Genomic DNA, 23,602 nt, shown 5'->3' with positions numbered 1-23,602 from the left:
GGAAGCGCTAACAAGTATCAAGACGATGGGAACGGCGATGGGAGCGGTACCAGCTAGCTTGTAACCACCTCACAGTGCTTGATAGGAAAAGCGGACCATGGCAGGCGGGCGTCAGACGCGCGCTTGCGCCACGGCGTCCAGGAACAGTCTCGCCCTCTCGGCGAGTTCATCCCATCTCCCTTCGGCCACAAGGCTCTTGTCCACCATCGCGGTCCCGACCCCGAGGAAGCACGCCCCGGCCTTGATGAACTCCCCAGCATTGCTGAGGTCTATCCCTCCCGTCGGAGTGAGGAGCACCTGCGGAAGGGGTCCCTTGACATCCTTGAGGTACGCGGGTCCGAGTTTGGTGGCTGGGAACACTTTCACAACGTCCGCCCCCGCCTCCCAGGCCGCGAGGATCTCGGTGGGCGTGAAGGCACCGGGCACTGCCACCTTGCTGTATCGCCTGCACGTGGCTATCACGTCCTTGTTCAGGACGGGACCGACCACGAACTGAGCCCCTGCGAGAATCGCGAGCCTCGCGGTTTCGGGGTCGAGGACCGAGCCCACTCCAACGAGCACGTCGTCACCGAACTTCCTGCTCGTCTGGCGTATCACGTCTATCGCGTCGGGGGTGGTCATCGTGATCTCGACCGCCCTGAGCCCTCCCCGGCGCAGCGCCGCCACCACGTCCATGAGCGACTCCGCGCTCTGCGCCCGTATGACTGCCACCACGCCCGTTTGGATCATCAGTTGGAGATTTCGCTCTTTCTCTGTCACCGCAATTCCCTCCAGTGCGGCTGCATCTTCGGCACCCGTCCGTGTCATCCGGCACTACAACCGGCGCGCCTTGCCGCCGAAGCGCGCCGCCCGCGGAACACGTGCGGATCATATGCGGACTAACCAAGCCTGTCCAGGACCAAACCTGCCCCGGACCCCAGTGCCACCCTACCCGCCGTCTCGTCCGACCGCTTCCACGGCGCGCCCATAGGCGCCCATAGGCACGGCCCCAAAAGGGTCACCCGACCCCCTCACACGCGCACCGAACACGGTCTCCAGGCAAGCCTGACGTCTCGCCGTTCCATCAGTAAGTCTCGAAGGCCCTCCTCCTCCACTGGTCGAACACGACAACGGACACGATAACCATCCCCATGACTACCCGCTGCCAGAACGCAGATACGTTGAGGAGGTTCAGGCCGTTTGCGAGGATTCCCATGATCACGGCGCCTATGACCGTGCCTACGATCGTGCCCTCGCCTCCGAAGAGGTTGGTGCCCCCGATCACGACCGCGGCGATTGACTGTAGCTCCGCCCCTTCAGCCATGAGGGCGTTGGCGGAATTGAGGCGACCTGTCAGCACCAGGCCCGCCACGGCAGCCATCGCCCCCATGATTCCGTATATGCAGATCTTGGTCACCTCTATATTGATGCCCGATACCCTAGCCGCCTCTCTATTTCCCCCTATGGCGTAGGCTGACCTGCCCAAGACTGTGCGCGTCGTTATCGCCCAACCGATCACGGCGATTATGAGAGCGACCAAAGCCGGGACTGGTACGCCGAGTACGTCGCCGCTTCCTATCCATATGAGTCGCGCAGGCAAGTACGCTTTGAGAGTGGTGGCGGTGAGGTGGGAAGGCACGGGCAGGCCTCCCGTCAGGATGAGAGCTACCCCTCTTGCGGTGGAGAGCATGCCGAGTGTGGCGATGAAGTCCGGTATCTTGCCCCGGGTTATGATGACGCCGTTGACGAGGCCGGCCGTGGTCCCCACGAGCAACGCCAGAACGATGCCAACCCACATGTTCAGGCCCCAGTACGTCATGGCCACGGCTCCGAACGAGGCCGAGAGGGCAAGCAACGCGCCCACGGACAGATCTATTCCTCCCGAGATGATCACCATCGTCTGCCCGACTGCCAGAATGACGTTGATCGAGACCTGGCGAGCCACGTTCACCAGGTTGTTCGCCGTAAGGAAGTAAGGGCTGGCAAACGAGAGGTACGCAGAAAGGAGCAACAACGCGATAATCGGCCCACCCCGGAGCAAGCTGGCGCCGAGCGTGCCGCGAAGGACCCGTCTCGATGCCGCCTTCGCGTCCGAGACGGCGGCGTCGGACGATGTGAACCCCGTGGCTGAGCTTCTCGATCTAACATCCTTCAACGTTCATCCCCCTATTCCGCTGGCCGTCTTGAGCAACTGCTCTTGCGTGGCGCAAGACGCCTGGAACTCGGCCACGAACTTGCCTCCCCGCATCACCAAGATCCTGTCACACATGCCGAGCAGCTCGGGCAGCTCGGAGGAAATCATCAGAACACCTATGCCCTGCTGCGCCAATCCGTTCATGAACTGGAACACTTCCGCCTTGGCAGCGACGTCTATACCCCTCGTAGGTTCGTCGAATATGATGAGCTTGGATTTCCTGCACATCCATTTCGACAACACTACCTTCTGCTGGTTTCCGCCGCTCAGGCGCGCCACCTTTTGCTTGAGACTTGGGGTTCGTATTCTCAGGTCCCTGACGAACCGCTCCGCGGTCTCTTCCTCGAGCCTCCGCTTCAGGAACGAGAATCGGGAGAAATCCCTCAGGCTGGACAGAGTGACGTTGGGGGGGATGGACATGCATGGCACCAGCCCCTGCCTCCTGTCTTCGGTGAGGTACCCGATGCCCAGGCGAATGGCGTCCATCGGAGAACCTATCCTCGCTCTCGAGCCGTCTATGTATACTTCGCCAGACTCGACCCGCTCGAGGCCGAACAGCGCGCGCGCAAGCGTGGTCCTTCCCGAGCCCATCAGGCCGAATACGCCCACGATCTCTCCGCGCCTGACCTCAAAGCTCAGACCGCGTAGAGCCCCGGCGACTGTCATGCCCTTGACCTCGAGGACCGGCGCGCCGACAGGGACTGCCGTCTTCGGAAACTGCTCGCTAAGGCTCCGTCCCACCATCATCGTCACGAGACGGTCCTCCGGAGCTTCGTCCACGGAAACGGTCCCCACCTTGCGCCCGTCCCTCAGAACCGTTATCCTATCCGCGATCTCCAAGACCTCGGCAAGCCTGTGGGAGATGTAGATGATGGACATGCCATCGCTCTTCAGAGACCTTATTAGGTTGAACAACCGCTCCCTTTCCCTGTCCGACAAGGCCGAGGTGGGCTCGTCGAGCAGCAGGATGTACACGTTCTGGGAAACCACTTTCGCTATCTCCACGAGCTGCTGTTCAGCTACGCTCAGAAGACCCACCCTGATTCTGGGGTCTACGTCGAGCCCGAGCTTCCCCAGCTCCGTTCGGGTCATCGCGTGGAGCCGCTTCCAGTCTATCGTCCCCGACCTTTGCCGCGGCCATCTCCCCAGGAATATGTTCTCGGCCACACTCAAGCTCGAGACGAGGCTGAGCTCCTGGTACACCATGCCGATCCCGAGGGTCCGAGCGCGGGAAGGGCTCCCGATTTCCACTTCCCTCCCTCGGAGGATGACCCGCCCCGAGTCCTTGTTGAGAGACCCGCTCAGAATCTTGACCATCGTGGATTTTCCGGCGCCGTTTTCGCCCAGCAAGGCGTGGACCTCCCCTTGAAACAATTGGAAATCCACGCGATCGAGCGCCCTCACGCCCGGAAACTCCTTTGTGATGCCTTCCATCTCCAAGATAGGAACCTGGGCCATGTCCTGGTCCCTCCTCTGGACCTCCTCAAGCACTCGAGGGCGAGATGAAGACGGATTCCGCAATCTCAAGCGTGGGAAGGCGGCTGTGCATCCGCTGACAAACCCTCCTCCCACGCTTGAGCGCTGCCACGCCATGCAAGTCGTCACCCGCGTCTGAGGGCGTCGCTCCCTGTCACGAGCCTCCCGGCAGCCGGAGGCTGGCAACCGGAGACCGCCGGCGCCTCGCCTTACTTGGCCTTCGCCTTGATGGCCTCCCAGTCGATCGGCTCTAGCTTGGGAACGGGATAGAAGTCATCCGCGTTGTTCTTGTACTCGGTTCTGGGCCTGATGTCGAATATCTTCGGCACTTCCTGGCCAAGCGCGAGCATCACGGCGAATTTCGTTCCGTACCAGCCCCACTCGGGGAAGCCGTGCCAGGTCTCAGCGATGAGCCTCTCCTCGCGGATTCTGTCGACAGACTCCGGAGTGCCGTCGTTGGTGAAGACTTTGACCTCCTTCTGTCTGCCCGCCGCCTCGACCGCCAGCATCGCGCCGAGGCCCATTTCGTTGGAAGCGGCCCATATGAAATTCAGGGTCCCTGGCGGATTGGAGGACAGGAAGTCCTCAGCAGCCCGTATTCCCTTCTCGCGGTTCCAATCGGCGGGAAGCGTTCCCACGATCTTGATCCCAGGATACGCGTCCACTACGCTGTGGAAGCCCTTTAGCCTCGCGACCGAGAAGAAGCCTCCCGCTATGCCCTCGATTATAGCGCCGCGAGCCTGTATAGCGGCCTTCTCCTGGGCTGTGACCGTCGCGTACAGATCCTGCCACCACTTCAGATCGAGATAGGTGCCGGGCTTTACGTCTACCTTTCTCCCGGTTCCCAAGACCCCTGGGCCGCCGAAGTAGTCCAGAACGGCGTATCCGGATATCATGCCGGCCACCGTGTTATCGAATCCTATGTATGACGCCACGTCTATTCCTTCAATAGGTTCGAGGAGGTTCACGATTATCACGGGTATCCCGGCTTTGTTCGCTTCCTTGACAGCCGGCTTGATGACCTCCACTTCTATCGGCGAGATGGCGATCACGTTGACACGTCTCTGGATGAAGTCTTCGATGATGGATACTTGGTCGGCGAATGCAGTGTGGCTTGCGGGAGCTTGTGCGATGATTTCCACGTTGATTCCATGTTTCCTTGCGTCCGCAGCGGCCTTCTCGAAGTAATCCGTGGCCGTCTTGAACACGCCGGTTATGTCGGGTGGCGTCCAGCCAACCACGATCTTCTTCGGAAGCTCCGCTGCAGGAGCCGCCCACGCAAACACGAGAGACCCGAGCAGAACCGTTACCAGGAGCCACACAATCTTCTTCAGGCGTGACATTTCCTGACTCCCCCTTTATCCTCTGTTGTCTGGGATCCTTCTCGACAAGCTGACTTCTTCCGACCAACAAAGGAGCGCAGTGCGTCGTTCCATCCTGCTCAAGCCTTATGTCCTCCCGTGTTTCCAACGCGTTCTTCCCTCACCCCCCCTTTCGTCACTTGGCTGTGATCCCAAGGCCATACGCCGCCATCGAGGTTTTTCACCGTGCTTCCAGCGCTCTCGTTTCGCCTCCGTTCCTCCCGAGAGGGTCACACATCGATGGGGCGCAACATCAGAACGATCGCCATGACCACGAAAACCATGGTCTCCGCGCCAGGAGGCCAGTACCGTGCCGTGACGGCTATGACCATTCCGAGAGCGAATGCGGCTAGAAACGTCCCCTTGAGGTTACCCATACCGCCTACTATCACTACGGCGAAGCACAGCAGCAAGATCGTGGTCCCCATGTACGGGTGGACCGAGGTGAGCGGGGCATACAGCACTCCTCCGAGCGCCGCCAACGCGCTGCCCAAGATGAAGGCAAACGAGAAGTACTTATCAAGCTTTATGCCTAGGCAACGTACTCTCTCCCGATCTTCGAGCGCCGCGAGGATGATCTTGCCGACCATCGTTCTCTTCATCAAGATCTGTAAGGCCAAGAACAGCAAGATCGCGATGATCACGATGAGGAGGCGGTATACCGGAAAGGGAAAACCGACCAGATCTACGTATTTCCTTATCGGATCCCCGAGCGCCTTGGGCTGGACACCCCACATCCACTTGACCACGTCCACACCTATGAGCGAGACGGCGAAGGTCGCGATGAACGTATAGTCCAGCGATTCCCCGTAGAGCCGGCGGATGATGAAGCGCTCGATCAAGTAACCCAGCGGCACGACCGCAAGAACCGAGAGCACCGCCGCCCAGAGGTACGACACCTTCGCCTGCTGAACGAGGGCAATGAGAAGGTACACGCCTATGGTGTAGGTGATCGTGTGGGCGAAGTTCGTCACCCTCATGGTGCCGAACGTGAGAGAAAGGCCGACGGAAATGAAGTACAGTATTGCGCCGATCGTCAACCCATACATGAGCGTGTAGATCATTTCACAAGGGCCCCCTTATCGGGAGGGGTGCGAAGTCTTCCACCGGCGGCTGCCCGTGACAGACATGGTTCTAGGCTCCCCCAGATCCCCCTTCTGAACCGGAACACCACAACCAGCAATGCCGCTCCCAGAAACATCTCCCACCGTCGGATGTATACGGGCAGGAAGTTGCTGATGATCATGTAGACGACGCCGCCCACGAGCGCTCCGTATAGATGGCCCGCGCCGCCTATGAGACATGCGAACACGGCGCCGACGTTCTTGTGCACGTCCATCGTGTTCGGGTTCACATAGCCATAGTTCAGGGCGGTCAAGGCGCCGGAAAGGCCAGCCACGGACGCGGAGATCACGAAAGTGATCCACTTGTATAGGTAGGTGTTGTATCCGAGGAACCTCACACGCGTTTCGTCTTCCTTGATCGAACGCACCAAGATTCCGTATGGAGACCTCATAAGCCGCTTGAGCAGGAAGAACATCAAGAGCAAAATCACAAGGACGAACCAGAACCGGAAGGCTGCGTCGCCGAAATCGATCCAGCCGAGACGCGCCGCTTCGACCCCGAACCCGTCCTGGCCGCCTGTCACCTTCCGTAGTGGGGACATCACGAGGAACCAGCCGGTCTGGTTGAAGGCAAGGTTGATGAGGGCGAAGCACGCCCCCGTGGCGCGCACCGTGACGAGTCCCACGATCATTGCGAGCAGGCACGCAACGCTCATCCCCAGGAGTATTGCAAGAAGAGGATTCGAGGTGACGTGCCTGAGGAAAAGCCCGGCACCGTACGCACCTGCGCCAAGGAAGAGCAGGTGTCCGAAAGAGAGTCTACCCATGTATCCGTACAACAGGTCGAAGGACAGGGTGAAGATACAAAAGATCATAAAGTCCGTGACTCGGTGCGCGCGCAAGAGAGGAGCGAGCGCGACGAAGCAGCCGCCAATGATCAGGAATTCGAGCACATCCCGGCTGCCCGGCCTTTCCGCCTGTCGCCCCGCAGGTTTCCCGGCAACACCGCCCGTGCTTGGGAAGGCACGCCCGTTCACTGTCTCCTTCTTTGCAGGTCTCAAGGATGACTCCCCCATTGCCGAGCAATCCTCTGTGGATGTGGACGTCTCGTCCTACATGAACTGGTCGAACGATTGCGTGCCAGCTATGTCCGCCTCGCCACTCAGGGCCATGGAAATCTTGCCTTCTTTCAGGGCGAAGACCTTGTCCGCCAGCCGACGCATCAGAGGAAGGTTCTGCTCCACGACTATGGCGGAGACCCTTCCCCTCAAGCCGGTCAGAATCCTCGCGATGTCGTCCACCACCACGGCCGCCAGTCCCTGCGTCGGTTCGTCGATCAGAAGCAGCTTCGGGTCACCGACCAAAGCCTGTCCCACGAGGAGGATCTGCCTTTGTCCGCCGCTCAACTTGCCCGCCTTCATATCCAGGAACTTCTCCAACTTCGGATAGATGCTCATCACTTTGTCCAGGGCAAGCCGCAGAGGCTCGCGGCTGGAGTAAGCAGCGATCTCGATGTTCTCTCTGACCGTAAGGTCGCCGAAGACCCTCTTGTCTTGGGGAACGTACCGAAATCCCTTCCGATAGAGGTCCTCGGGAAGGGCTCCTGTCACGTCGCTGCCCAAATAGCGGATGGAACCCTTCCGGGGCTTGAGAAGACCCATGATCGTCCTGAGAAGAGTCGTCTTACCGGCGCCATTTCTGCCGATCACGAACGCCATCTGCCCCTCTTCCAGGTCGAGCGAAACGTCGTGAAGCACCACGGCGTGACCGTACGCTGCGTCAATCCCCGCGATCTCTAGCATTTGGTGCGTCACCTCCTTCGTCGTAAGGCACGCCTGCAGTGTCAACTCTCGACTACACTCGCAGGCGCCTCGCGGGCTGCAGACTCAGGTGTGTCCGTCTTCCCCCAATAGCACTTCTGCACGGCTGGATCGCGGAGCACCTTGAGGGGCTCGCCCTCGGACACGATTCTCCCTTCATTCATGACGCAGAGCCGGTCCACCAAGTCGATCACCGTTGACACCTTGTGCTCTATAATGACCATGGTCACTTCGCTCTTGACCTTGCGGAGCAGGTTCAACACATCGACTATCTCAACGTCGCCAAGCCCCGACAACGGCTCATCAAGAAGAAGCAACCTCGGTCGGAGAGAGAGGGCGATCGCGATTTCCAGGAGCCTTTTGTCTCCATAGGATAGCTCTGAAGTCATGTAGTCTGACTTCTCATGTAGTCCCACAAGCCTCAGGGCGTCATCGCAGCGTCTTCGGATCGCGTCATCATCCGCGGGCGACGTCATGAACCTCCCTGGAGAACAGCGGGCCCCACCGAACCGCGTCACACTGAGGACCAAGTTCTCCCAGACACGAAGGGAGTTGAACACCGATACCAGCTGGAAAGTCCTCACCATGCCAGCTGACACCCTCTGTTCCGGCCGCGCCCCGGTGACGTCCCTATTCATGAACGTGATCCGACCCGCGCTCGGTCTGAACATCCCGGTGAGGAGGTTGAAGAAGGTGGTCTTGCCGGAGCCGTTCGGTCCGATGATCCCCACCGTCTCCCTGTCTTCGGCGTGAAAATCCAAGCCGTTGACAGCCACAAGCCCTCCGAAACGCTTGCTCAGCCCATCAGTCGTCAAAACGTTTGCCACGCGATCGCCCCTCTTCCCCGCCGGGCTGTGCTCGGTGCGCGAGCTTACTCAGTAGCCCATGTCCTTCAGAGGCAGGGCCAATTCCTCACCCCTGTATGCATCGAAGACGCTGCACCAATCCCACTTGTCAGCCCTTTGAGATGCGCCCTTGCCCGTGGCGATGAACTTCGCGTACGTGTAGAACGGCCTTCCGTCGACGCGCCAGTACGCGGGACCTTTCACGCTCATGAACTGGGGATTGTCCATGAGGGCCTTGTACATCTTCGCCGGCTCGGTCGATCCTGCGAGACTGATCGCTCGGAGCGTCTCCTTCATACCTATGTACGCGTACACAGCCATCACATCAGGAGCTGCGCCGTACTCGGCCCTCCAGGCCGCGTTGAGCTCCTCAACCGCCTTCACGGTGGCGGGGTCCTTGTCTTTGAACGCGCTCAGATCGTGGTAAAGCCATACCCCGATCGTGACCCCGTCAAGGGCCTCGGGCGGCATCCCCAGCGTAAGGCTGGCGTTGAGTGAGTTGAAGAACACGCGGGTGTGTTTGGCCAGTCCGAGCTCATAAGCTTGCTTCACGATCTGGATGGCGTCTGTGCCCCATTGGCCCATCATGACGACATCGGGCTTGGCCTCAATGATCTTGATGATGTATGAAGTGAAGTCAGGTGTTCCAACAGGCGTCCAGACAGTGTCGACCTTGATGTCGGGATACCTGCTCCCGAACACCTGCGTGGCTCCCGTGTGCGCGCCGTGGCCGTACGCGTAGTCCGGGAGGCACAGGATCACGCGCTTCGGCTTGTAAGTCTTGGCCACATAGTCAGCACAGATTCTGCCGATCGCGTCCACGGCCCCGAGAGACGAGAGGAAATAGGGAGCCTTCTGGTCTTTGCGAAATACCTTCTCTTCGATACCATTGGTAACCATGACGAAGCTGTCGCCTGTCTTCGCCTGCTGATTCAAGGCAGTGCTTATGTCGGCGAATGTGCCTGAAACGAACACATTGATTCCGTCCGCGAGGAGTTCCCGGTACCTTCTGATCCCCACGTCAGCCTTGGTTTCGTCGTCACGCACGACCGCCTCCACCTGGAGCTTGGCGCCTCCGACCGAGAGCCCGCCCTGCTTATTGACCTCCTTGATGGCCAACAAGGCCCCGTCCAGCTGCGTCGTGCCTGTGGGAGCGCCCGTGCCCGTAAGACTGTAGATCACACCTATTCTGATCTTCGCAGGCGCCGCAGCCTGGGCGTCCGACAGTGCCGCCAGGTCACCGCCGACAGAGAGCAACACCGTCGCTACCAGCACCAATGCACCGTACCACACAAGACGTCTCTTCATGTCCTCGTTCCTCCTTCATCGCAGATTCGGCTCCCTTGACTTCCTGGTCCTTGAAGACATGTAGCCTCTCGTGGCGAGCCAAGCACCTCGGCTCTGACTCCCAGCATCGAACACACTTCGAGAAGGCAGTCCACGTGGTCCCCCGGAACGGTGTGAACATGGTTCGAGCCCAGCTTCTCGATGAGAGCCTCCGCAGGCACGTCGAGCTTGACGAAGGCCTGCGGCCACTCAGGAGACGTCTCTCTCAGTTTCTCGGGCGGACGCTCGACGAACTCTCCGGTGAAGATGACCATCCAGTACTTGCCATCGCGTCTCGCAAGCCGCGCGAACGTGGCTCTGCCACTCGCCGCCATGAACTGCACCGCCGCGCCTCCGCCCGCGTAGTAGAACGGGGTCTGCGGGTAGAAGGTGACTCGCTCGAGGTTTTCTTCGGGAACGCTCGATCTCGCAGCGTAGAAGGTGGCCATCGCTCCGCAGTTGCTGAACACGAACGTATCGTCCACCGGATCGTAGTGTCTGAGATCATAGAACAAGACAGGCTGCCCGGTTATGAGCTTCAGGATCTGCATCGTGAGGGCGCCGTCGAGGTCCGCTTCGCAGGCGCACACCATGGGCTCCTTGGGGCCGTCCATGTCGTACATGTCGTTGAGGAAGGCCTGGGACAGACACTGCGTAACCATGTGATCGCTGAGCTCCGGCTGGCATTTGATCGCGACGAAGTCGATGTCCTTCTCGCGCACGATTTCCTTTGTGGCGTAATATGCACGCACCTGCGTCCTCAGCTTCTCCTCGGTCAAGCCCTTGTCGTCCCAAACGATCCGCCCGACTCTCCGCTTGAGCCACTGCACGGCGTCATTGACCTTCACATCGGGTATCTCCGCCGCGATGCGGACTATTTCCGATTGGTCCACATGTTCCAAGTCCACGCCGAACTCGGCCTGCCACTGACGCGGATCCGCGGCGCCGATGTACATTCCCATGCTCCTACCGCCGAGAAGTCCGCATGTCTGACCCCTCAGCCGATTGACCGCGTGGGCGGCTCGACCGAACTGCAGCACCTTGTTGATCACCTTCGGGTCAGAAGCAGAGCCCCAGACCCTTCGGTGGCGTACCCCGATCTGATCCAGACACCCCGCGCTCGCAAGCATGGCTATGAGCCCTGGGTAATTGGGGTTGAGATTGGACAAGAGAAGGAACGGTCCGCGACAGTTGTTGGCGGCGATCGTCGCGAGGTGGGGGAAACACCACACCGCGAAGTGAAGGATGACTGCGTCAACGCCCGCCTGGGTCAATCTCTCCGCTTCCGCTTTGGCTTGCTTGGCAGTATGGACTATGTCCTGCCCGGTTACGACCTGGATCTCACCGGTGCCTTCCAAGGCGTTGACCAGGCGATTCTGGAAATCTAGGTTGATCGGGAGCATCTCCTCATGGACTTTGGGCCTACCATCCGAGAACGTCAGCAATCCAAGGCGAATCAATGCGTCTCCTCCTCCCCCTCAATCTTGGCCTCCTTGTGCCCCTCGTCCCACACCGATCCAACCTTGAGCCACGACCAACTGCAACTAGTTGCCGGTCAGCAGACGCACAACCCCTACGGAACCACTACCGTCTTGAGACGCTTCCCATCTCGGGTTCCGCTGAGCGCTGCCGCAATCTCTCTCAAACCGATTCGCCCGGTGATCACCGGCTTGATATCGAGCCTGCCTGATGCCAGGATCTCAAGGGTCTTGCGGAACTGATGGATGCTGGACCGCGTGGTCCCCGTCACCAAGAGCTGCTTGTAGTGTATGAGGTTGGTGTTCAAGACCACGTTCTCCTTACCCCTTGGAAGTCCCCCGAAGAAATTCACACGGCCTTCGACCGCAGCCAGCTCCAACGCTTGTTGCTGAGCTTCGGCGGAGGAACACGCCACGATCACGACATCAGCCCCCCGACCTCTGGTCCTGTCCTTCACTGCTTGCGCGAGATCGCGCTTCCCCGCATTCACTGTCAGGTCAGCGCCGAGCGACTCCATGCTCGCCAGGCGGTCTTCGACCACATCGCTCACGATCACCTCTCGAGCACCGGCAAGCTTCGATAGAAGCACGTGCAACGCTCCGATCGGCCCCGCTCCGATGACGACGACCGTGTCCCCCGGCTGAGTTCGGCACGCTTGAAAGCCGTTGTAACAGCAGGCAAGCGCCTCGTTCACGGCGGCCTCTTCATACGAAACGCTCTCGGGTATCTTGCAGACGTTCCCGTTTGCCACAGCCTCCCGCGGAAACAACACGTACTCCGCGAATCCTCCGTCCAGGGATACGCCTATCGCCTTGTAATCGGCGCAGAGATGGCCGAGCCCTCGAACGCACTCAGGGCACGTCCCGCACCCGATGTTGGGTGCAACCGTGACTCTGTCCCCACGACTGAAGCCCGTCACTCCTTCGCCGACCTCTTCAACATCGCCCGCAAGCTCGTGTCCGAGTATGCGACCCTTCCCCGAAGCGCCGGCGTCTGGTTTGGTGAAGCCGGACGCGAATATCCGCAGGTCTGTGCCGCAGATGGCAGCGACCCTCACCCGGACGAGCACGTCGCCTGGACCCACCTGGGGCGTTGGAACTGTCTCTATTCGGATGTCCCCCGGCCCATAGAAGACGGCAGCGACCATTCCTCTATCTCCTCTTCCCATCTCCTAGCTTTCTTCTACCTTCTGGACGGAGCACTCCAGCTCGCGCAGGCTCCGTAAGCTTTCCCTTACGTACTCCTCCCACTGGGAGACGTACCGGCTCATTTTCACCGCTACTGACGCATCGGGAACGGGAGGAAGGGGTTCGAGCGTCAGAGGGCCGCCGTATCCTATCTCCTTTAGGGCCTTCATCAGAGCGCCGAAATCGAAGTGGCCCCGCCCCACCGCCTGTCGATTGCTGTCGGAAACGTGGACGTTCACGAGCAAGCCGCCGGCCGATCGCACGGCACCTATGGGATCGCCTTCCTCAATGTTCATGTGGAACGTGTCTAGATGGAGCCTGACGAAGTCGGAGCCGACCTCCGAGATGAATCTCAAGCCCTGTTCTGCCGTGTTCACCAGATACGACTCGTACCTATTGATGGGCTCGATCGCGAGAGCGACACCCCTTTCTTCCGCGTATCTCGCGGCCTTCCGCACTGACTCGACTGCGTACGCCCACTCGTCTCGATAAGCCCCCTCCCACGTGTCGGCGTCGCCGCGCCATCCGACGGGCCGCGTCTTCCCGGCGGCGGATGGCACGACTATGATCATGCGCGCGCCTACATCGCACGCGAAGTCGACACACGTGCGCAAGTAGGCGACTGCATTCTCCCTCACTTCAGGGTCAGGATTCGCGAGGTCCCTCTCGCGGGTGGGCCAGGGGTACATCCCCGCTATCGACAGAACCTGGAGGTTGCACTCGCCACACAATCGCTTCACGTCCGCGGGGCGGTATCGCTCCGGCTCCCCCACCAGCTCGACTCCGTCGAACCCGCACCGAGACAGACGCTGGAACGTGGTCTCGAGAGCCTCATCCCCGTATATCCAGTTGCTGACGGCGTATCTCATCACTGTCGCCCTCCCGCTCGAGTCGTCTCTCTCGCCTTGGCGGTTCGTATGACCTCGAACGACGTCCGCAGCGCGTCAAAGAGTCCCTTGTAGACCCGCACGTACGGCTGATAACTCTCGTAGGCCCCTTGATCCGGCAGCACACGATTCACAGGACGGGTGAAGGCCTTGGCGGCGCCGACCAGGTCCTCGAAGACCCCCACCGCGTACCCGGCGATGAGCGCCGATCCCCATACCGCAACCTCACTGCGGTCCAGCTGGACGTAGGGGATCCCCAGGACATTCGCTTTGATTTGGTTCCAGATGGAGCTCTTGGCGCCGCCGCCTATGACGCGGGCCTCTTTGAGTTCGAGGTCCGGCAGGAGCTCGGCGAGAATATCAGCGTAGTAACGGTACTCGTAAGCCACGCCTTCGAGGATGGCCCGGTAGAGGTGCGCCGCGTTGTGGCCCCACGTGAGCCCCACCCAAGCCCCTCGGACATTGGGATCATTGGGAGTAACCCGGCCTCCGAAGTGAGGCAGGAAGACCAGGCCGTCGGCGCCCGGCGGCGCCTTCGCCGCCTCCTGGTCGAGGAGTGCGTATACGTTGCCAGCCTGACCGGTGGCCTTCGTCCCCAGTTTTCCGAGGCCGATCTCGTCGCGGAACCACCTCAGACAGAGGCCGCCGCCGTTTATGTACGCGATAGGCACCCACAGGTCGCGCACGACCGACCTCGCGCACAGGAACGTTCGGTGCAGGACGTCGACAACGCGCCGGTCCGCGCAAACGGAGAACACGGACGCCGTGCCCGCCACGTCGAAAACCTGGCCGGGCTCAACGATCCCCGCGCCGAGCGATGTGGCAGCCTGATCTCCTGCACCAGCCGCGATGGGAATCCCCGGCACGAGTCCGGCACGGTCCGCGGCTTCGGCGGTGAGCTTCCCAACGATATCGCACGGACCGACTATCCTGGGCAGTTTCTCGACCGGAACCCCGAACGCGTCGCACAGCTCCTGAGACCAGGTCAGGTTTTGGGTGTCTCCGAACCCTGAGAAATGTAGCTGAGTGTAATCGATGAACGCGTCGGCGGCGGCGAGCCCCGACATCCTCATCGCCGCGTACGCCGAGGGCACCACGAACTTCGCGGTGCGTCTGAACGCCTCGGGTTCCTCGTGCATCCACCACAGTATCTTCGGACCGTGGTCGTACGTGGGCGGGCTGCCGGATATGGAAAGCACAGAGCCCCCCGCTTCCCTGTTCATGAGGTCGATGTACGGCTCGCACCGAGTGTCCAGCCACGAATCGTACCTGATGGACGCTGTCCCGTCTTCAGCCACTCCGCCGATGCCCGCCATCTGGCCGTCCACGGCTATGGAGGCGACGCGCCGCGGCTCTATCCCCGCCTTCTGGACGGCAGCATTCATGGTCCGGAGGCAGGAACCGTACATGTCCTCCATGTCCTGCTCCACCCATCCGGCGCGCGGATACACCAGCTTCGACTCCTCGAACGCGTCCCCGAGGAGTCCACCGGACTGATCGAACACAGCGGCCTTCGTTCCCATGGTGCCGATGTCCACGCCGACGAGATAGGTCCCCTTGTTCATGTGCACCGGCCTCGCTATTCCTATCTGTCTGGAGAATCCTCCATAGCACTCGAGCCGACACGTGAACTCAAGCCGAGCCCAGTGCCGAGTGTCACGGGGACGCCCTCGGCAAGCGAGCGGTTGGCGGCGAGCACTCCTTCCAAGGCCTTCCTACCGTCGAGCCCCGTCACGACGGGTTCGGCGCCGCTTACGATGCACTCGACGAAATGGGTCATCTCGTCGACGTAGGCCTGTCTGAAGCGGCGTTGCCACGACGGGATTACCGGCCTTGTGCAGCCGTCCTTGCGACACACGGCCGCCGACCCTTCCTCGATCTGTCCCACGAAAAGGACGCCCCTCGTGCCGAGGATCTCGGCCCGCGCATCGTACCCGTAGTTGTCGGGGCACGTTCCCTCGATGACCCCCATCACTCCGTTCTCGAGCCTGATGTTCACGACGGCGCTGTCGAAGAAGCCGGGATGCTTCTCGCTGAGGTCCGGCCTGGCGAACGCGCCGGCTTCCGCGTAGACGCGCGACAGCTCGCCCCGGCCGAGCCACCTTACGGTATCGAAGTCGTGGCTATTGACCTCGGCCAGGAGGCCGTTGCTCCTCTCGAAGGACAAGTACCACTCCCCGGGAAGGCCAGGCCCGCGTCCGACGGATCTGACGAGTATCACGTCGCCGATCTCGCCCTCGTCGATGAGCCTCTTCGCCTCTCGAAAGCCCGCATCGAATCTCCGCATGAAACCTATCTGCAGTTTCACTCCGGCCTGCCTGCAGGCTTCTATCATCGAGTCCGCCTCGTCGAGAGTGAGAGCCATCGGTTTCTCACAGAACACGTGCTTGCCCGCTTTGGCGGCCGCCAGCGCAACCTGTGCGTGGGTGAACACCGGAGAGGCTATACATACCGCGTCGACCGTTTCGTCGGCGACGGCCTCGGCGTAGTCGGTGTGCACACGTTCCAGCTCGAGCTCTTGGGCGGCGCGCGCCGCGCAAGCGGGGTCAACGTCAGCCACGGCGACGAGTCTCGCGCCTCGAATCCCTGCCCTCAGGTTTCGAGCGTGCACCATCCCCGCCCGGCCGACGCCGATCACACAAACACCTACCTCTCGAGACAACCGCAGGACCCCCTCTCCCCTCTCCGATCCAGCCCCAACCGCTCGAGCCGCCCGAGCGCAACCGGTCGAGCGGTGCTCCTCCCCAGCCTCTCGAGCGGGGCGCCTCGCGCAACCAACGTCTTGCCACCGGCCGCTACTGAGCTGTGTACCCTCCGTCTATGGAGAGCACGGAGCCCGTGGCATAGGCCGCCTCATCCGACGCCAGGAACAGGATTGCTTGCGCTATCTCCTCCGGCCGGCCCAGCCTGTTCGCCGGGCGACAGCTCTCGAGGGCGCGTCGCGCCCCCTCCGGGTCGGGGTCCATGCTTATCGCCTTCGCGACGAGCGGCGTCTCAGTGGTTCCCGGACAGACGCAGTTCACTCTTATGTTCATCGGGGCGAGGTCCACAGCCGCGCTCCTGCTGAGGGCTATCACGCCGCCCTTCGAGACGTTGTACGCGACCTGTCCCCTAATGCCCACGAGCCCGGCCTCCGACGCCACATTGACGATGACGCCCCCGCCTTGTCCGGCCATGGTCTCCGCACAGTACTTCGAGCACAGGAAGACACCTGTGAGGTTTGTGGCCATCAGCTTGTTCCAATCGTCGATGGATGTCCCGAAGAGGTCGCCCTTCTTGTAGATTCCGGCGTTGTTGACCAGGATGTCTATTCTCCCGAACGCCTTCTCGACTGCTCGGATGGCTCTCTCCACGTCCGTGGCGCAGCTCACGTCGGCTTGGAAGAAGCGAGCTTCGCCTCCGGAGCCCTTGATGAGTTGAACCGTCTCTTCTCCGCTGCCCTCGTTGAGGTCCAGCACGGCGACTTTCCCTCCCTCTTTCGCGAGCAGGAGCGCCGCCGCCCTGCCGATCCCGAGACCCGCCCCGGTTACCACGGCCACCTTACCGTCGAATCCCATGGAGCATCCCTCCGGCAATAGTAGAATCACGGCCGCTCGACCTGTGAAACCAGCTCCACCCGCTAGACCACCCTCACATCACCAAGCCACAGCCTCCGGGAGCTCACCGTTGAGCACGGCCATGAGATTCCTCACGGCGTTCCGCCCCATTTCGAGGACGGCCTCGTCTGTGTGAGCCCCTATGTGAGGCGTGAGGACGACGTTGTCGAGCTCCAGCAGCCGGGACCCGACAGGAGGCTCGTTTCGAAAGACATCCAAGGCCGCTCCGGCTATGGTCCTCTCGACCAAGGCTCGATACAACGCGTCCTCGTCCACTACCTCTCCGCGGGCGGTGTTTATGAGAATCGCCGTCCGCTTCATTCGCGATAGCTCCTTCTCGCCAATCAGGCCTCTCGTTTCGTCAGTCAAAGGAACGTGGAGCGTGACGAAGTCGGACTGCTGAAGCAACAGATCCAAGGACACATACTCGGCTCCATGTTTCGCGGCGAACTCGTTGTCGATCACCTTGTCGCAACAGAGGATCTTCATCCCAAAGCCCGACGCCCGACGAACGACTCCCCGTCCGATGCGGCCGACCCCCACCACACCGATGGTCTTCTTCCATACCGCAAGCCCGACCACTCTCCGCCAGTCGCCGAGGCGAACAGCCCTGTCGGCGGCGGGAATCCTCCGGGCGGCCGCCAGCAGGAGTCCTATGGTCAAATCCGCGACGGCCTCGCTGTTTCCGCCCGGCGTGTACGTTACGATGATGCCCTTCCCCCGTGCCGCCTGCAGGTCGATGTTATCCACACCCACGCCGTACTTGGAGATGACCTTGAGCTTTTCGGCTGCGGCGATGACCTCTCGCGAAATCGCGTCTATCCCCACGATTATCCCGTCCACGTCCTTTATCAGGACCCGGAGCTCTTCCTCCGTGAACGGCCGGCCGTGTGGGTTCCTTATCACCTCGTGGCCGGAGTCTTCGAGTACCCTCAGCGGTTCGTCGAAGGTCTCGGCAAGCGATCTCGGTGTGACGAGCACTTTGTATCTCACTGTCGTCTCTCCTTACGCCGGCGCACCGTCCCCGCTAGCAGACCGATCAACAGGCAGGTGAACCGGGCTCCAGCAGACATCCGCCCCCTCGACACAAGCCGCCTCGGCGATCGGCGTTGGAGTTGGAAGGCGGTCGGTAACGTGTGAGCGCATCCAACGTCTCCGCGTCCAGCGCTTGAACGACCCGGATTCCACGACGGCTGTGCCGGCGTACTATCGAGGAGCGCCTGCAAGGGCGTCCCTGACCTTGAGCACCGCTTCGTCCATCCGGAGCTGGAGGAGCCTCTCCCGCGTAGGCACGCCTTGTTCGTCCCAGCCCCTCGCGGCATAATACTCATCGAGCATCGCCGCATACATTTCCTCTGTCAGGACACGGCCCTTGGCCATCCCTTCTGGCAGCGGCTGTGTCATGATCCTCTCCGGCAACATGTCGTCCTTCCGGCGGACGCCCTCTCTCGCAAGTATCACGCGTTCGAGAGTGTAGATGCGTTCACCTATCTCGAGCAGCTCGGGTGTAAAGTCGATGCCGGTCACGTACTCCAGCACCTTGCCTTTGGGTTTGTCCGTGAAACCGAGCCCGCTCCTGACCACCGTGCATATCACCAAGGAGTCCACGTAAGCACGGACATCCTGTATCCTCTTGACGAGCTCTCCTTTCCCGCGGATGGCGAACCTGTCATACTCGCCGCTCAGTAGCTCGTCACGGATCGTCCAGCCACCCACGTTGTGGCAGGCGCCCCGACTGGACGTGCCGAAGGACAGGCCGATCCCGTGGAAGGCGCGCGGCTCGTACGCCGCGAACGGCATCCATTTCGCCTGCATCATGAAGGACATGCTTCCCGGGAACCTCCGTGCCAGTCCCCGAAACCCCTCGGCCAGCACGTCTCCGAAGCCCTTCCGGTGCGCGATGTCGTGGATCGTCTCAATGAGGGCGTCTCCGTTGCCGAATCGGAGCTCGAGACCGCCGGTGTCGGCTGTGCTGACAAAGCCGCGTTCGAAAAGCTCCATGGCGTACGCGACGATCGTCCCCGTGGACATCGTGTCGAGCCCGTACTCGTCGCACAGTGCGTTCGCCGCGACTATTACCCCGAAATCGGAGATCCCGCACTGGCCCCCGAAAGACCCGATGGTCTCGTACTCCGGGTCGCTCCGCATGCCGGCGTACTTACCCTCTTTGACCTCGCAGAGCTGCGCGCACGCCACTGGGCACCTGAAGCAGGCCAGACTCTTCACCTTGTAGTTCTTCTCCATGTAGTCCGCTGATATGGTGGATATGCCGTCGAATACGGCGGTCTGGAAGTTGCGCGTGGGGTAGCAGCCCAGGGTGTTCAGCACCTCCGTGTACTGGGCCGTGCCGAACTTCGTGTGAAGGGCCTTGGTCTCCCGGGCATGCCTTACCGCCTCTCTTACTGCCTGCGAGAGCGATTCGGCGTCGGCCACGGGCACCGCAGCGGTACCGTGAGCGGCGACCGCCTTCAGGTTCTTGCCGGCCATGACCCCTCCGGCCCCGCCGCGGCCGAAGCTGCGCCCGTCCACCTGGATGGAGCTGAACCTCACGCCACGCTCGGCCGCCGGGCCGGCGACCATGGTGCTGATCTTCGCGTCGCCGGTCATTTCCTTTAGGCGGTCCACGACCTCATTCACCTTGAGACCCCACAGCGGCGCGGCGTCCCTTATCTCCACCTGCCCGTCGGAGATCCAGATGTACACCGGCCGGTCGGCCTTGCCTTCGATGATGAGCCCGTCGTACCCCGAAAACTTGAGATTGGGACCAAAGTTGCCGCTGGAGTTGGAGCAAAGATAGCGGCCGGTCTCCGAGGATACGGTGGAGCACTGGAACTTGCCGCTCGCAGGGACCTGCGTGCCGGTGAGCGGCCCGGTGAAGAAGAAGAGCTTGTTCGCAGGGTCGCTTGGATCGATTATGCCCGGAATCTCGTCGAGATAGTACCGGGCGGCGACCCCTCTGCCCCCGAGGTACTTGCGCTGAATGGACGGGTCGATAGGTTCGGACCGCCACGTCCGCGAGGAAAGGTCTATTCTCAGGACGTTTCCGAGGTATCCCCCACTGAACACCGACAACACCTCCCGCACGACCATCGCAGGGCCCGCCCCAGTGAAACGCCGAAGGAGATTGAGGTTGAAGGACGAACGTGACTACGTGCGACAACCGCCGTACCTCGGATTGTCGACCACGGCGACATCATCGCCTCTCGCAACCACGATCTTTGCGAAGCCTTTCTCTTCGATGACTCCATAGTTGTGACCCGCGTCCCCGGGATATACCGCGAAGAATACGAGAGGCTCATCGCCCACGTTGATCGATCTGTGCGCCCAGTACGGCGGGATGTACGACACCGAACCCGGGAACATGTCCAGGGTGGCGGTGGCCCCATCCTGCGTCTGCATAAGGAGGAGGCCTTTTCCGCGGAGCGTGAGGTAGATCTCGGCGGTGCCTGCTTTCGCGTGGAAGTGTCCCTTGGTCATGAAGAATTCATCGCCGACTCGGCCTGGGTACACCACGCTCGTGCAGTGCTGGAGCTCCCCTGAATCCTCCGGGACCTCCACGTTGTGTACCACGTAGATCAAGGGGTCTCCACCATCCAGAAGGCGCTGGACCGCTTCTCGATCTTGGTACATGTCTCTCATGTCGCCGAGCCGGCGGACCACCTTCGCGCCTTCCGGGATTATCGCGCCCGCGGTGAAGTCCAGACGAGTGTTGAAAGGCTGCCGCAGAGAGACCATGCATACTCCCCTCTTTCCGTACGGACTCCCCGTAGACTTTCCACTCGACGCCTCGGCATTGGACATCGCACCTCGACGTCATACCTCAACCCCGCGAGAACCCCGCGAGCCAGCCCAAGTCAACTGTCGCAGGTGTCGGGTGGGGCGGTTGACTCAGTAATGCTTGATGACCACTGCCCTCCGCGTCTTCTGAATGTTGTCGACGATGTCGCCGGTACGTTTCAGCCCCACGCCTACGAACAAAGCGTCGATGATGCACAGCTGGGCAATCCTGGACGCCGTGCCCTCCGTCCTGTAGCTCGTCTCCTTGGACGCCGTCGCCAGCTTGATGTCGGACACCTTGTCAATGGGGGACTTGGCGTAGTTGGATATGGATATCGTGGTCGCGCCGGTCTCCCTAGCCACGTTGAGCGCCTCGACTATGTCCTTGCTGCTCCCGGAGTGAGAGATCCCGATTGCGACGCATCCCGGCCCGAGCAAGCTCGCGGACATTATCTGCATGTGCGGATCGTCGTAAGCCACACAAGGGATGCCAGTCTTCATGAGCTTGTGAGCGGCGTCCCTCGCTACCGCCGCAGATCCCCCGACGCCGTATATCTCGATCTTGCGTGCGCCAGCCAAGGCATCTACCGCCTTCCTCATTTCTCCCTTGGAGAGCACCCGCAATGTGTTCTCTATGGCGAAGACGTTGCCGCGAAAGACTTTCTCCACGGCCTGGTCCACCTCGTCGTCTTCGTGAATCTCTTCGTGGATCGCCTGGACGGGTTTGACGAGCTCCAGGGCGAGCGCGATCTTGAGTTCCTGAAAACCCTTGTATCCGAGCTTCTGACACATTCTCACGACCGTCGCTTCGCTTACTCCGGCCTGCTCCGCGAGCTCGGTGATAGTGAGATTGATGATCTCACCGTGATGGAGCAGGATATAGTTGGCCGCCTGCTCCTCCGCGTTTCTCAGAGACGCCTTCATCTCGCGGATTCGCGCTGTGCAGGTCATAGACTCCACGGAGCTCTTGTCGATTGTTTCCATTGCGTTCCCTCACTACCGGTTGAGTGCCATCTTCGTGCAGGTGCCGCCGGCTGGGCAAAGCATCTGAATCTTGGTTTCATCGTGGTTCGCCATGCCCATCATTAGAACCTGTGACGCCATGCTGGAAACCTAGTTTCACGGCCCAGCCACACGGACGCATCGCATTGCTTCGCCGATATATCTTGCTGACATCTATTCAACAAGGTCCGCTGGATTCCTTCATAATGTATCGAGAAAATTTTCTTCACTGTACTTGCGAGTGACATGAGCCTGCTGCCTTTCGAGATACGGCAGCGAGTAGCTGCGAGAGTGGCGCCATGCGTGGTTCGAGTCGGGACGGCGCAAAGACACCTTCGCGCCGTCTCTTCCAAGGGGTGAGAGTGTCGAGGAGCGAGTTCAAGGGTCTTCCGTGACCTAGAGCCCCAGTGCTTTACGGTATATGGTATCGATATCCCCTCTGGTGAGCGTGCGAGGGTTGTTGCTCAGCAAGCGAGTCTGTCGTACGGCAACATCCACTAGGTGCGGGAGCTCAGACGGACTTATGCCCACCTCTGTAAGGGTCGTGGGGAGCCCCACGTCACGGACGAGCGCCTTCACGCTGTTCACAAAGCAGAGCGCAGCGTCTCGAGGAGTGAGCCCGTCCACCTTCTCGCCAAGGGCTCTTGCGAGAGCGGAGAACTTGGGCAAGTCGGCCATTACGTTGTACTCAGCGACGTAAGGAAACATGAGAGAGTTGGAAACGCCGTGGGGAATTCGGTGTTTTCCTCCGAGAGGATAGGCAAGCGCGTGCACGGCTCCCGTCCCCGCGTTTGCCACGGCGATCCCGGCAAGATAACTGCCAAGCGCCATGTCCGTACGTGCCTCGAGGTCCGAACCTCGCCACACTGCGGTTCTGATGGAACGGGCGATGAGTTCCGCTGCGCGGAGCGAGTACATCTCCGACAGCTTGGTCGACGCAAGCGACGTGTACGTCTCACACGCGTGGACCAGAGCGTCCACGCCGGACGCAGCCGTGACCGTGGGCGGCATGCTCAGAGTAAGGCTGGGATCGATTATCGCTGCATTCGGAAGAAGGTGTTCGCTGATTACCGCCTGCTTTTCCCCGTCAACCAGGAAGAGCGCGTTAGGCGTCGATTCAGAGCCTGTCCCGGCAGTCGTCGGGACGAGAATCAGGGGCAAGCCGGGCCCATGAATCCGACCCGCACCAAGGTAATCGCGAAGGCATCCGCCCAGCTTGAGTAGGACGGACGCCACCTTGGCGGTATCCATGGGGCTCCCGCCACCCAGGCCGACGACCCCGTCTATGCCCTCACCTCGTGCCCTTTCCATGACACGCTCGACGACCTCAGCGCCGGGCTCCGGTTGGGTATCGTCAAAGACTGCGACAGCGATGCCCTGTTCACGCAAACGAGCCTCCGCCAGGCCAGCTGCCCCGGACTCCGTAACCCCCTTGTCCGTGACCAGCAGAGCCCGGGTGACTCCGAGGTCTCTCACCACCGCGGGCAGGGACTCGATGGCCCCCGCCCCAAAGAACACCCGTTCAACGAAGCAAAACGACCTTGGCAAGGCGCTAGCCAACGCATTCACCTCCGTGGTTGCCTGTGCGGGCACGCCTCAATCACGCGCA

General features: G+C 61.1%; 20 protein-coding genes. All 20 read right to left on the bottom strand.

From position 1 onward, the window contains the following. Positions 1-111 precede the first annotated feature (111 nt). Positions 112-729 (bottom strand): bifunctional 4-hydroxy-2-oxoglutarate aldolase/2-dehydro-3-deoxy-phosphogluconate aldolase, encoded by a 618-nt coding sequence (eda, locus tag NUW12_02240; protein MCR4401594.1) that lies wholly within the window; start codon positions 727-729, stop codon positions 112-114. Between the two features lie 334 nt (positions 730-1,063). Next, complete coding sequence (locus NUW12_02235; GenBank protein ID MCR4401593.1) at positions 1,064-2,134, bottom strand: ABC transporter permease; 1,071 nt, start codon at positions 2,132-2,134, stop codon at positions 1,064-1,066. Positions 2,135-2,137: 3 nt separating this feature from the next. Further along, on the bottom strand, positions 2,138-3,631 hold the full coding sequence (locus NUW12_02230) for a sugar ABC transporter ATP-binding protein (protein MCR4401592.1): 1,494 nt from the start codon (positions 3,629-3,631) through the stop codon (positions 2,138-2,140). 227 nt (positions 3,632-3,858) lie between these two features. Further along, the gene (locus NUW12_02225; GenBank protein ID MCR4401591.1) at positions 3,859-4,992 is read right to left on the bottom strand and encodes a sugar ABC transporter substrate-binding protein; all 1,134 of its coding nucleotides are present in this window, start codon (positions 4,990-4,992) and stop codon (positions 3,859-3,861) included. Between the two features lie 248 nt (positions 4,993-5,240). Next, entirely contained in the window at positions 5,241-6,074 is an 834-nt protein-coding gene (locus NUW12_02220; GenBank protein ID MCR4401590.1) for a branched-chain amino acid ABC transporter permease, read from the bottom strand. Continuing rightward, complete coding sequence (locus tag NUW12_02215) at positions 6,071-7,135, bottom strand: branched-chain amino acid ABC transporter permease (GenBank protein MCR4401589.1); 1,065 nt, start codon at positions 7,133-7,135, stop codon at positions 6,071-6,073. The genes NUW12_02220 and NUW12_02215 overlap by 4 nt, the downstream gene beginning before the upstream one ends. A gap of 51 nt (positions 7,136-7,186) precedes the next feature. Further along, complete coding sequence (locus NUW12_02210; protein MCR4401588.1) at positions 7,187-7,876, bottom strand: ATP-binding cassette domain-containing protein; 690 nt, start codon at positions 7,874-7,876, stop codon at positions 7,187-7,189. A 41-nt stretch (positions 7,877-7,917) separates the two neighbouring features. Next, a complete protein-coding gene (locus tag NUW12_02205) occupies positions 7,918-8,721 on the bottom strand; it encodes an ATP-binding cassette domain-containing protein (GenBank protein MCR4401587.1) in 804 nt (267 codons plus the stop codon). Positions 8,722-8,769: 48 nt separating this feature from the next. Then, positions 8,770-10,047 carry an ABC transporter substrate-binding protein gene (locus tag NUW12_02200; GenBank protein MCR4401586.1) on the bottom strand — a complete coding sequence of 426 codons (1,278 nt, stop codon included), beginning with the start codon at positions 10,045-10,047 and terminating at the stop codon, positions 8,770-8,772. Beyond that, complete coding sequence (locus tag NUW12_02195) at positions 10,044-11,525, bottom strand: L-fucose/L-arabinose isomerase family protein (GenBank protein ID MCR4401585.1); 1,482 nt, start codon at positions 11,523-11,525, stop codon at positions 10,044-10,046. Before NUW12_02195 ends, NUW12_02200 begins: the two co-directional genes overlap by 4 nt. Positions 11,526-11,638: 113 nt before the next feature. Further along, positions 11,639-12,691 carry a zinc-dependent dehydrogenase gene (locus tag NUW12_02190; protein MCR4401584.1) on the bottom strand — a complete coding sequence of 351 codons (1,053 nt, stop codon included), beginning with the start codon at positions 12,689-12,691 and terminating at the stop codon, positions 11,639-11,641. A gap of 24 nt (positions 12,692-12,715) precedes the next feature. After that, a complete protein-coding gene (locus NUW12_02185) occupies positions 12,716-13,600 on the bottom strand; it encodes a sugar phosphate isomerase/epimerase (GenBank protein ID MCR4401583.1) in 885 nt (294 codons plus the stop codon). After that, entirely contained in the window at positions 13,600-15,183 is a 1,584-nt protein-coding gene (locus NUW12_02180; protein MCR4401582.1) for an FGGY family carbohydrate kinase, read from the bottom strand. Before NUW12_02180 ends, NUW12_02185 begins: the two co-directional genes overlap by 1 nt. 20 nt (positions 15,184-15,203) lie before the next feature. Further along, positions 15,204-16,280: a Gfo/Idh/MocA family oxidoreductase gene (locus NUW12_02175; protein MCR4401581.1), complete on the bottom strand. Its 1,077-nt coding sequence runs from the start codon at positions 16,278-16,280 to the stop codon at positions 15,204-15,206. 133 nt (positions 16,281-16,413) lie between these two features. Then, positions 16,414-17,175, bottom strand: coding sequence for an SDR family oxidoreductase (locus NUW12_02170; protein ID MCR4401580.1), 762 nt, complete (start codon positions 17,173-17,175; stop codon positions 16,414-16,416). Positions 17,176-17,253: 78 nt separating this feature from the next. Then, positions 17,254-18,207: a phosphoglycerate dehydrogenase gene (locus NUW12_02165; protein ID MCR4401579.1), complete on the bottom strand. Its 954-nt coding sequence runs from the start codon at positions 18,205-18,207 to the stop codon at positions 17,254-17,256. 213 nt (positions 18,208-18,420) lie between these two features. Continuing rightward, positions 18,421-20,304 (bottom strand): aldehyde ferredoxin oxidoreductase family protein, encoded by a 1,884-nt coding sequence (locus tag NUW12_02160; protein MCR4401578.1) that lies wholly within the window; start codon positions 20,302-20,304, stop codon positions 18,421-18,423. Positions 20,305-20,361: 57 nt separating this feature from the next. Continuing rightward, positions 20,362-20,949, bottom strand: a complete 588-nt coding sequence (locus NUW12_02155) for a glucose-6-phosphate isomerase (protein MCR4401577.1) — start codon at positions 20,947-20,949, stop codon at positions 20,362-20,364. Positions 20,950-21,102: 153 nt separating this feature from the next. Further along, on the bottom strand, positions 21,103-21,975 hold the full coding sequence (locus NUW12_02150; GenBank protein ID MCR4401576.1) for a MurR/RpiR family transcriptional regulator: 873 nt from the start codon (positions 21,973-21,975) through the stop codon (positions 21,103-21,105). 414 nt (positions 21,976-22,389) lie between these two features. After that, entirely contained in the window at positions 22,390-23,553 is a 1,164-nt protein-coding gene (locus tag NUW12_02145; protein ID MCR4401575.1) for an iron-containing alcohol dehydrogenase, read from the bottom strand. Between the last annotated feature and the right edge of the window lie 49 nt (positions 23,554-23,602).

Source organism: Bacillota bacterium, assembly GCA_024653485.1.
GTDB lineage: Bacteria > Bacillota > SHA-98 > UBA4971 > UBA4971 > UBA6256.
This window is presented reverse-complemented; position numbering and strand designations above follow the sequence as displayed.

Coding starts and splice junctions, on each gene's coding strand:
- eda (MCR4401594.1), bottom strand. CDS start 729: ATGATCCAAACGGGCGTGGTGGCAGTCATACGGGCGCAGAGCGCGGAG.
- NUW12_02150 (MCR4401576.1), bottom strand. CDS start 21,975: ATGGAAACAATCGACAAGAGCTCCGTGGAGTCTATGACCTGCACAGCG.
- NUW12_02160 (MCR4401578.1), bottom strand. CDS start 20,304: ATGGTCGTGCGGGAGGTGTTGTCGGTGTTCAGTGGGGGATACCTCGGA.
- NUW12_02190 (MCR4401584.1), bottom strand. CDS start 12,691: ATGGTCGCTGCCGTCTTCTATGGGCCGGGGGACATCCGAATAGAGACA.
- NUW12_02155 (MCR4401577.1), bottom strand. CDS start 20,949: ATGGTCTCTCTGCGGCAGCCTTTCAACACTCGTCTGGACTTCACCGCG.
- NUW12_02225 (MCR4401591.1), bottom strand. CDS start 4,992: ATGTCACGCCTGAAGAAGATTGTGTGGCTCCTGGTAACGGTTCTGCTC.
- NUW12_02180 (MCR4401582.1), bottom strand. CDS start 15,183: ATGAACAAGGGGACCTATCTCGTCGGCGTGGACATCGGCACCATGGGA.
- NUW12_02210 (MCR4401588.1), bottom strand. CDS start 7,876: ATGCTAGAGATCGCGGGGATTGACGCAGCGTACGGTCACGCCGTGGTG.
- NUW12_02200 (MCR4401586.1), bottom strand. CDS start 10,047: ATGAAGAGACGTCTTGTGTGGTACGGTGCATTGGTGCTGGTAGCGACG.
- NUW12_02185 (MCR4401583.1), bottom strand. CDS start 13,600: ATGAGATACGCCGTCAGCAACTGGATATACGGGGATGAGGCTCTCGAG.
- NUW12_02230 (MCR4401592.1), bottom strand. CDS start 3,631: ATGGCCCAGGTTCCTATCTTGGAGATGGAAGGCATCACAAAGGAGTTT.
- NUW12_02170 (MCR4401580.1), bottom strand. CDS start 17,175: ATGGGATTCGACGGTAAGGTGGCCGTGGTAACCGGGGCGGGTCTCGGG.
- NUW12_02220 (MCR4401590.1), bottom strand. CDS start 6,074: ATGATCTACACGCTCATGTATGGGTTGACGATCGGCGCAATACTGTAC.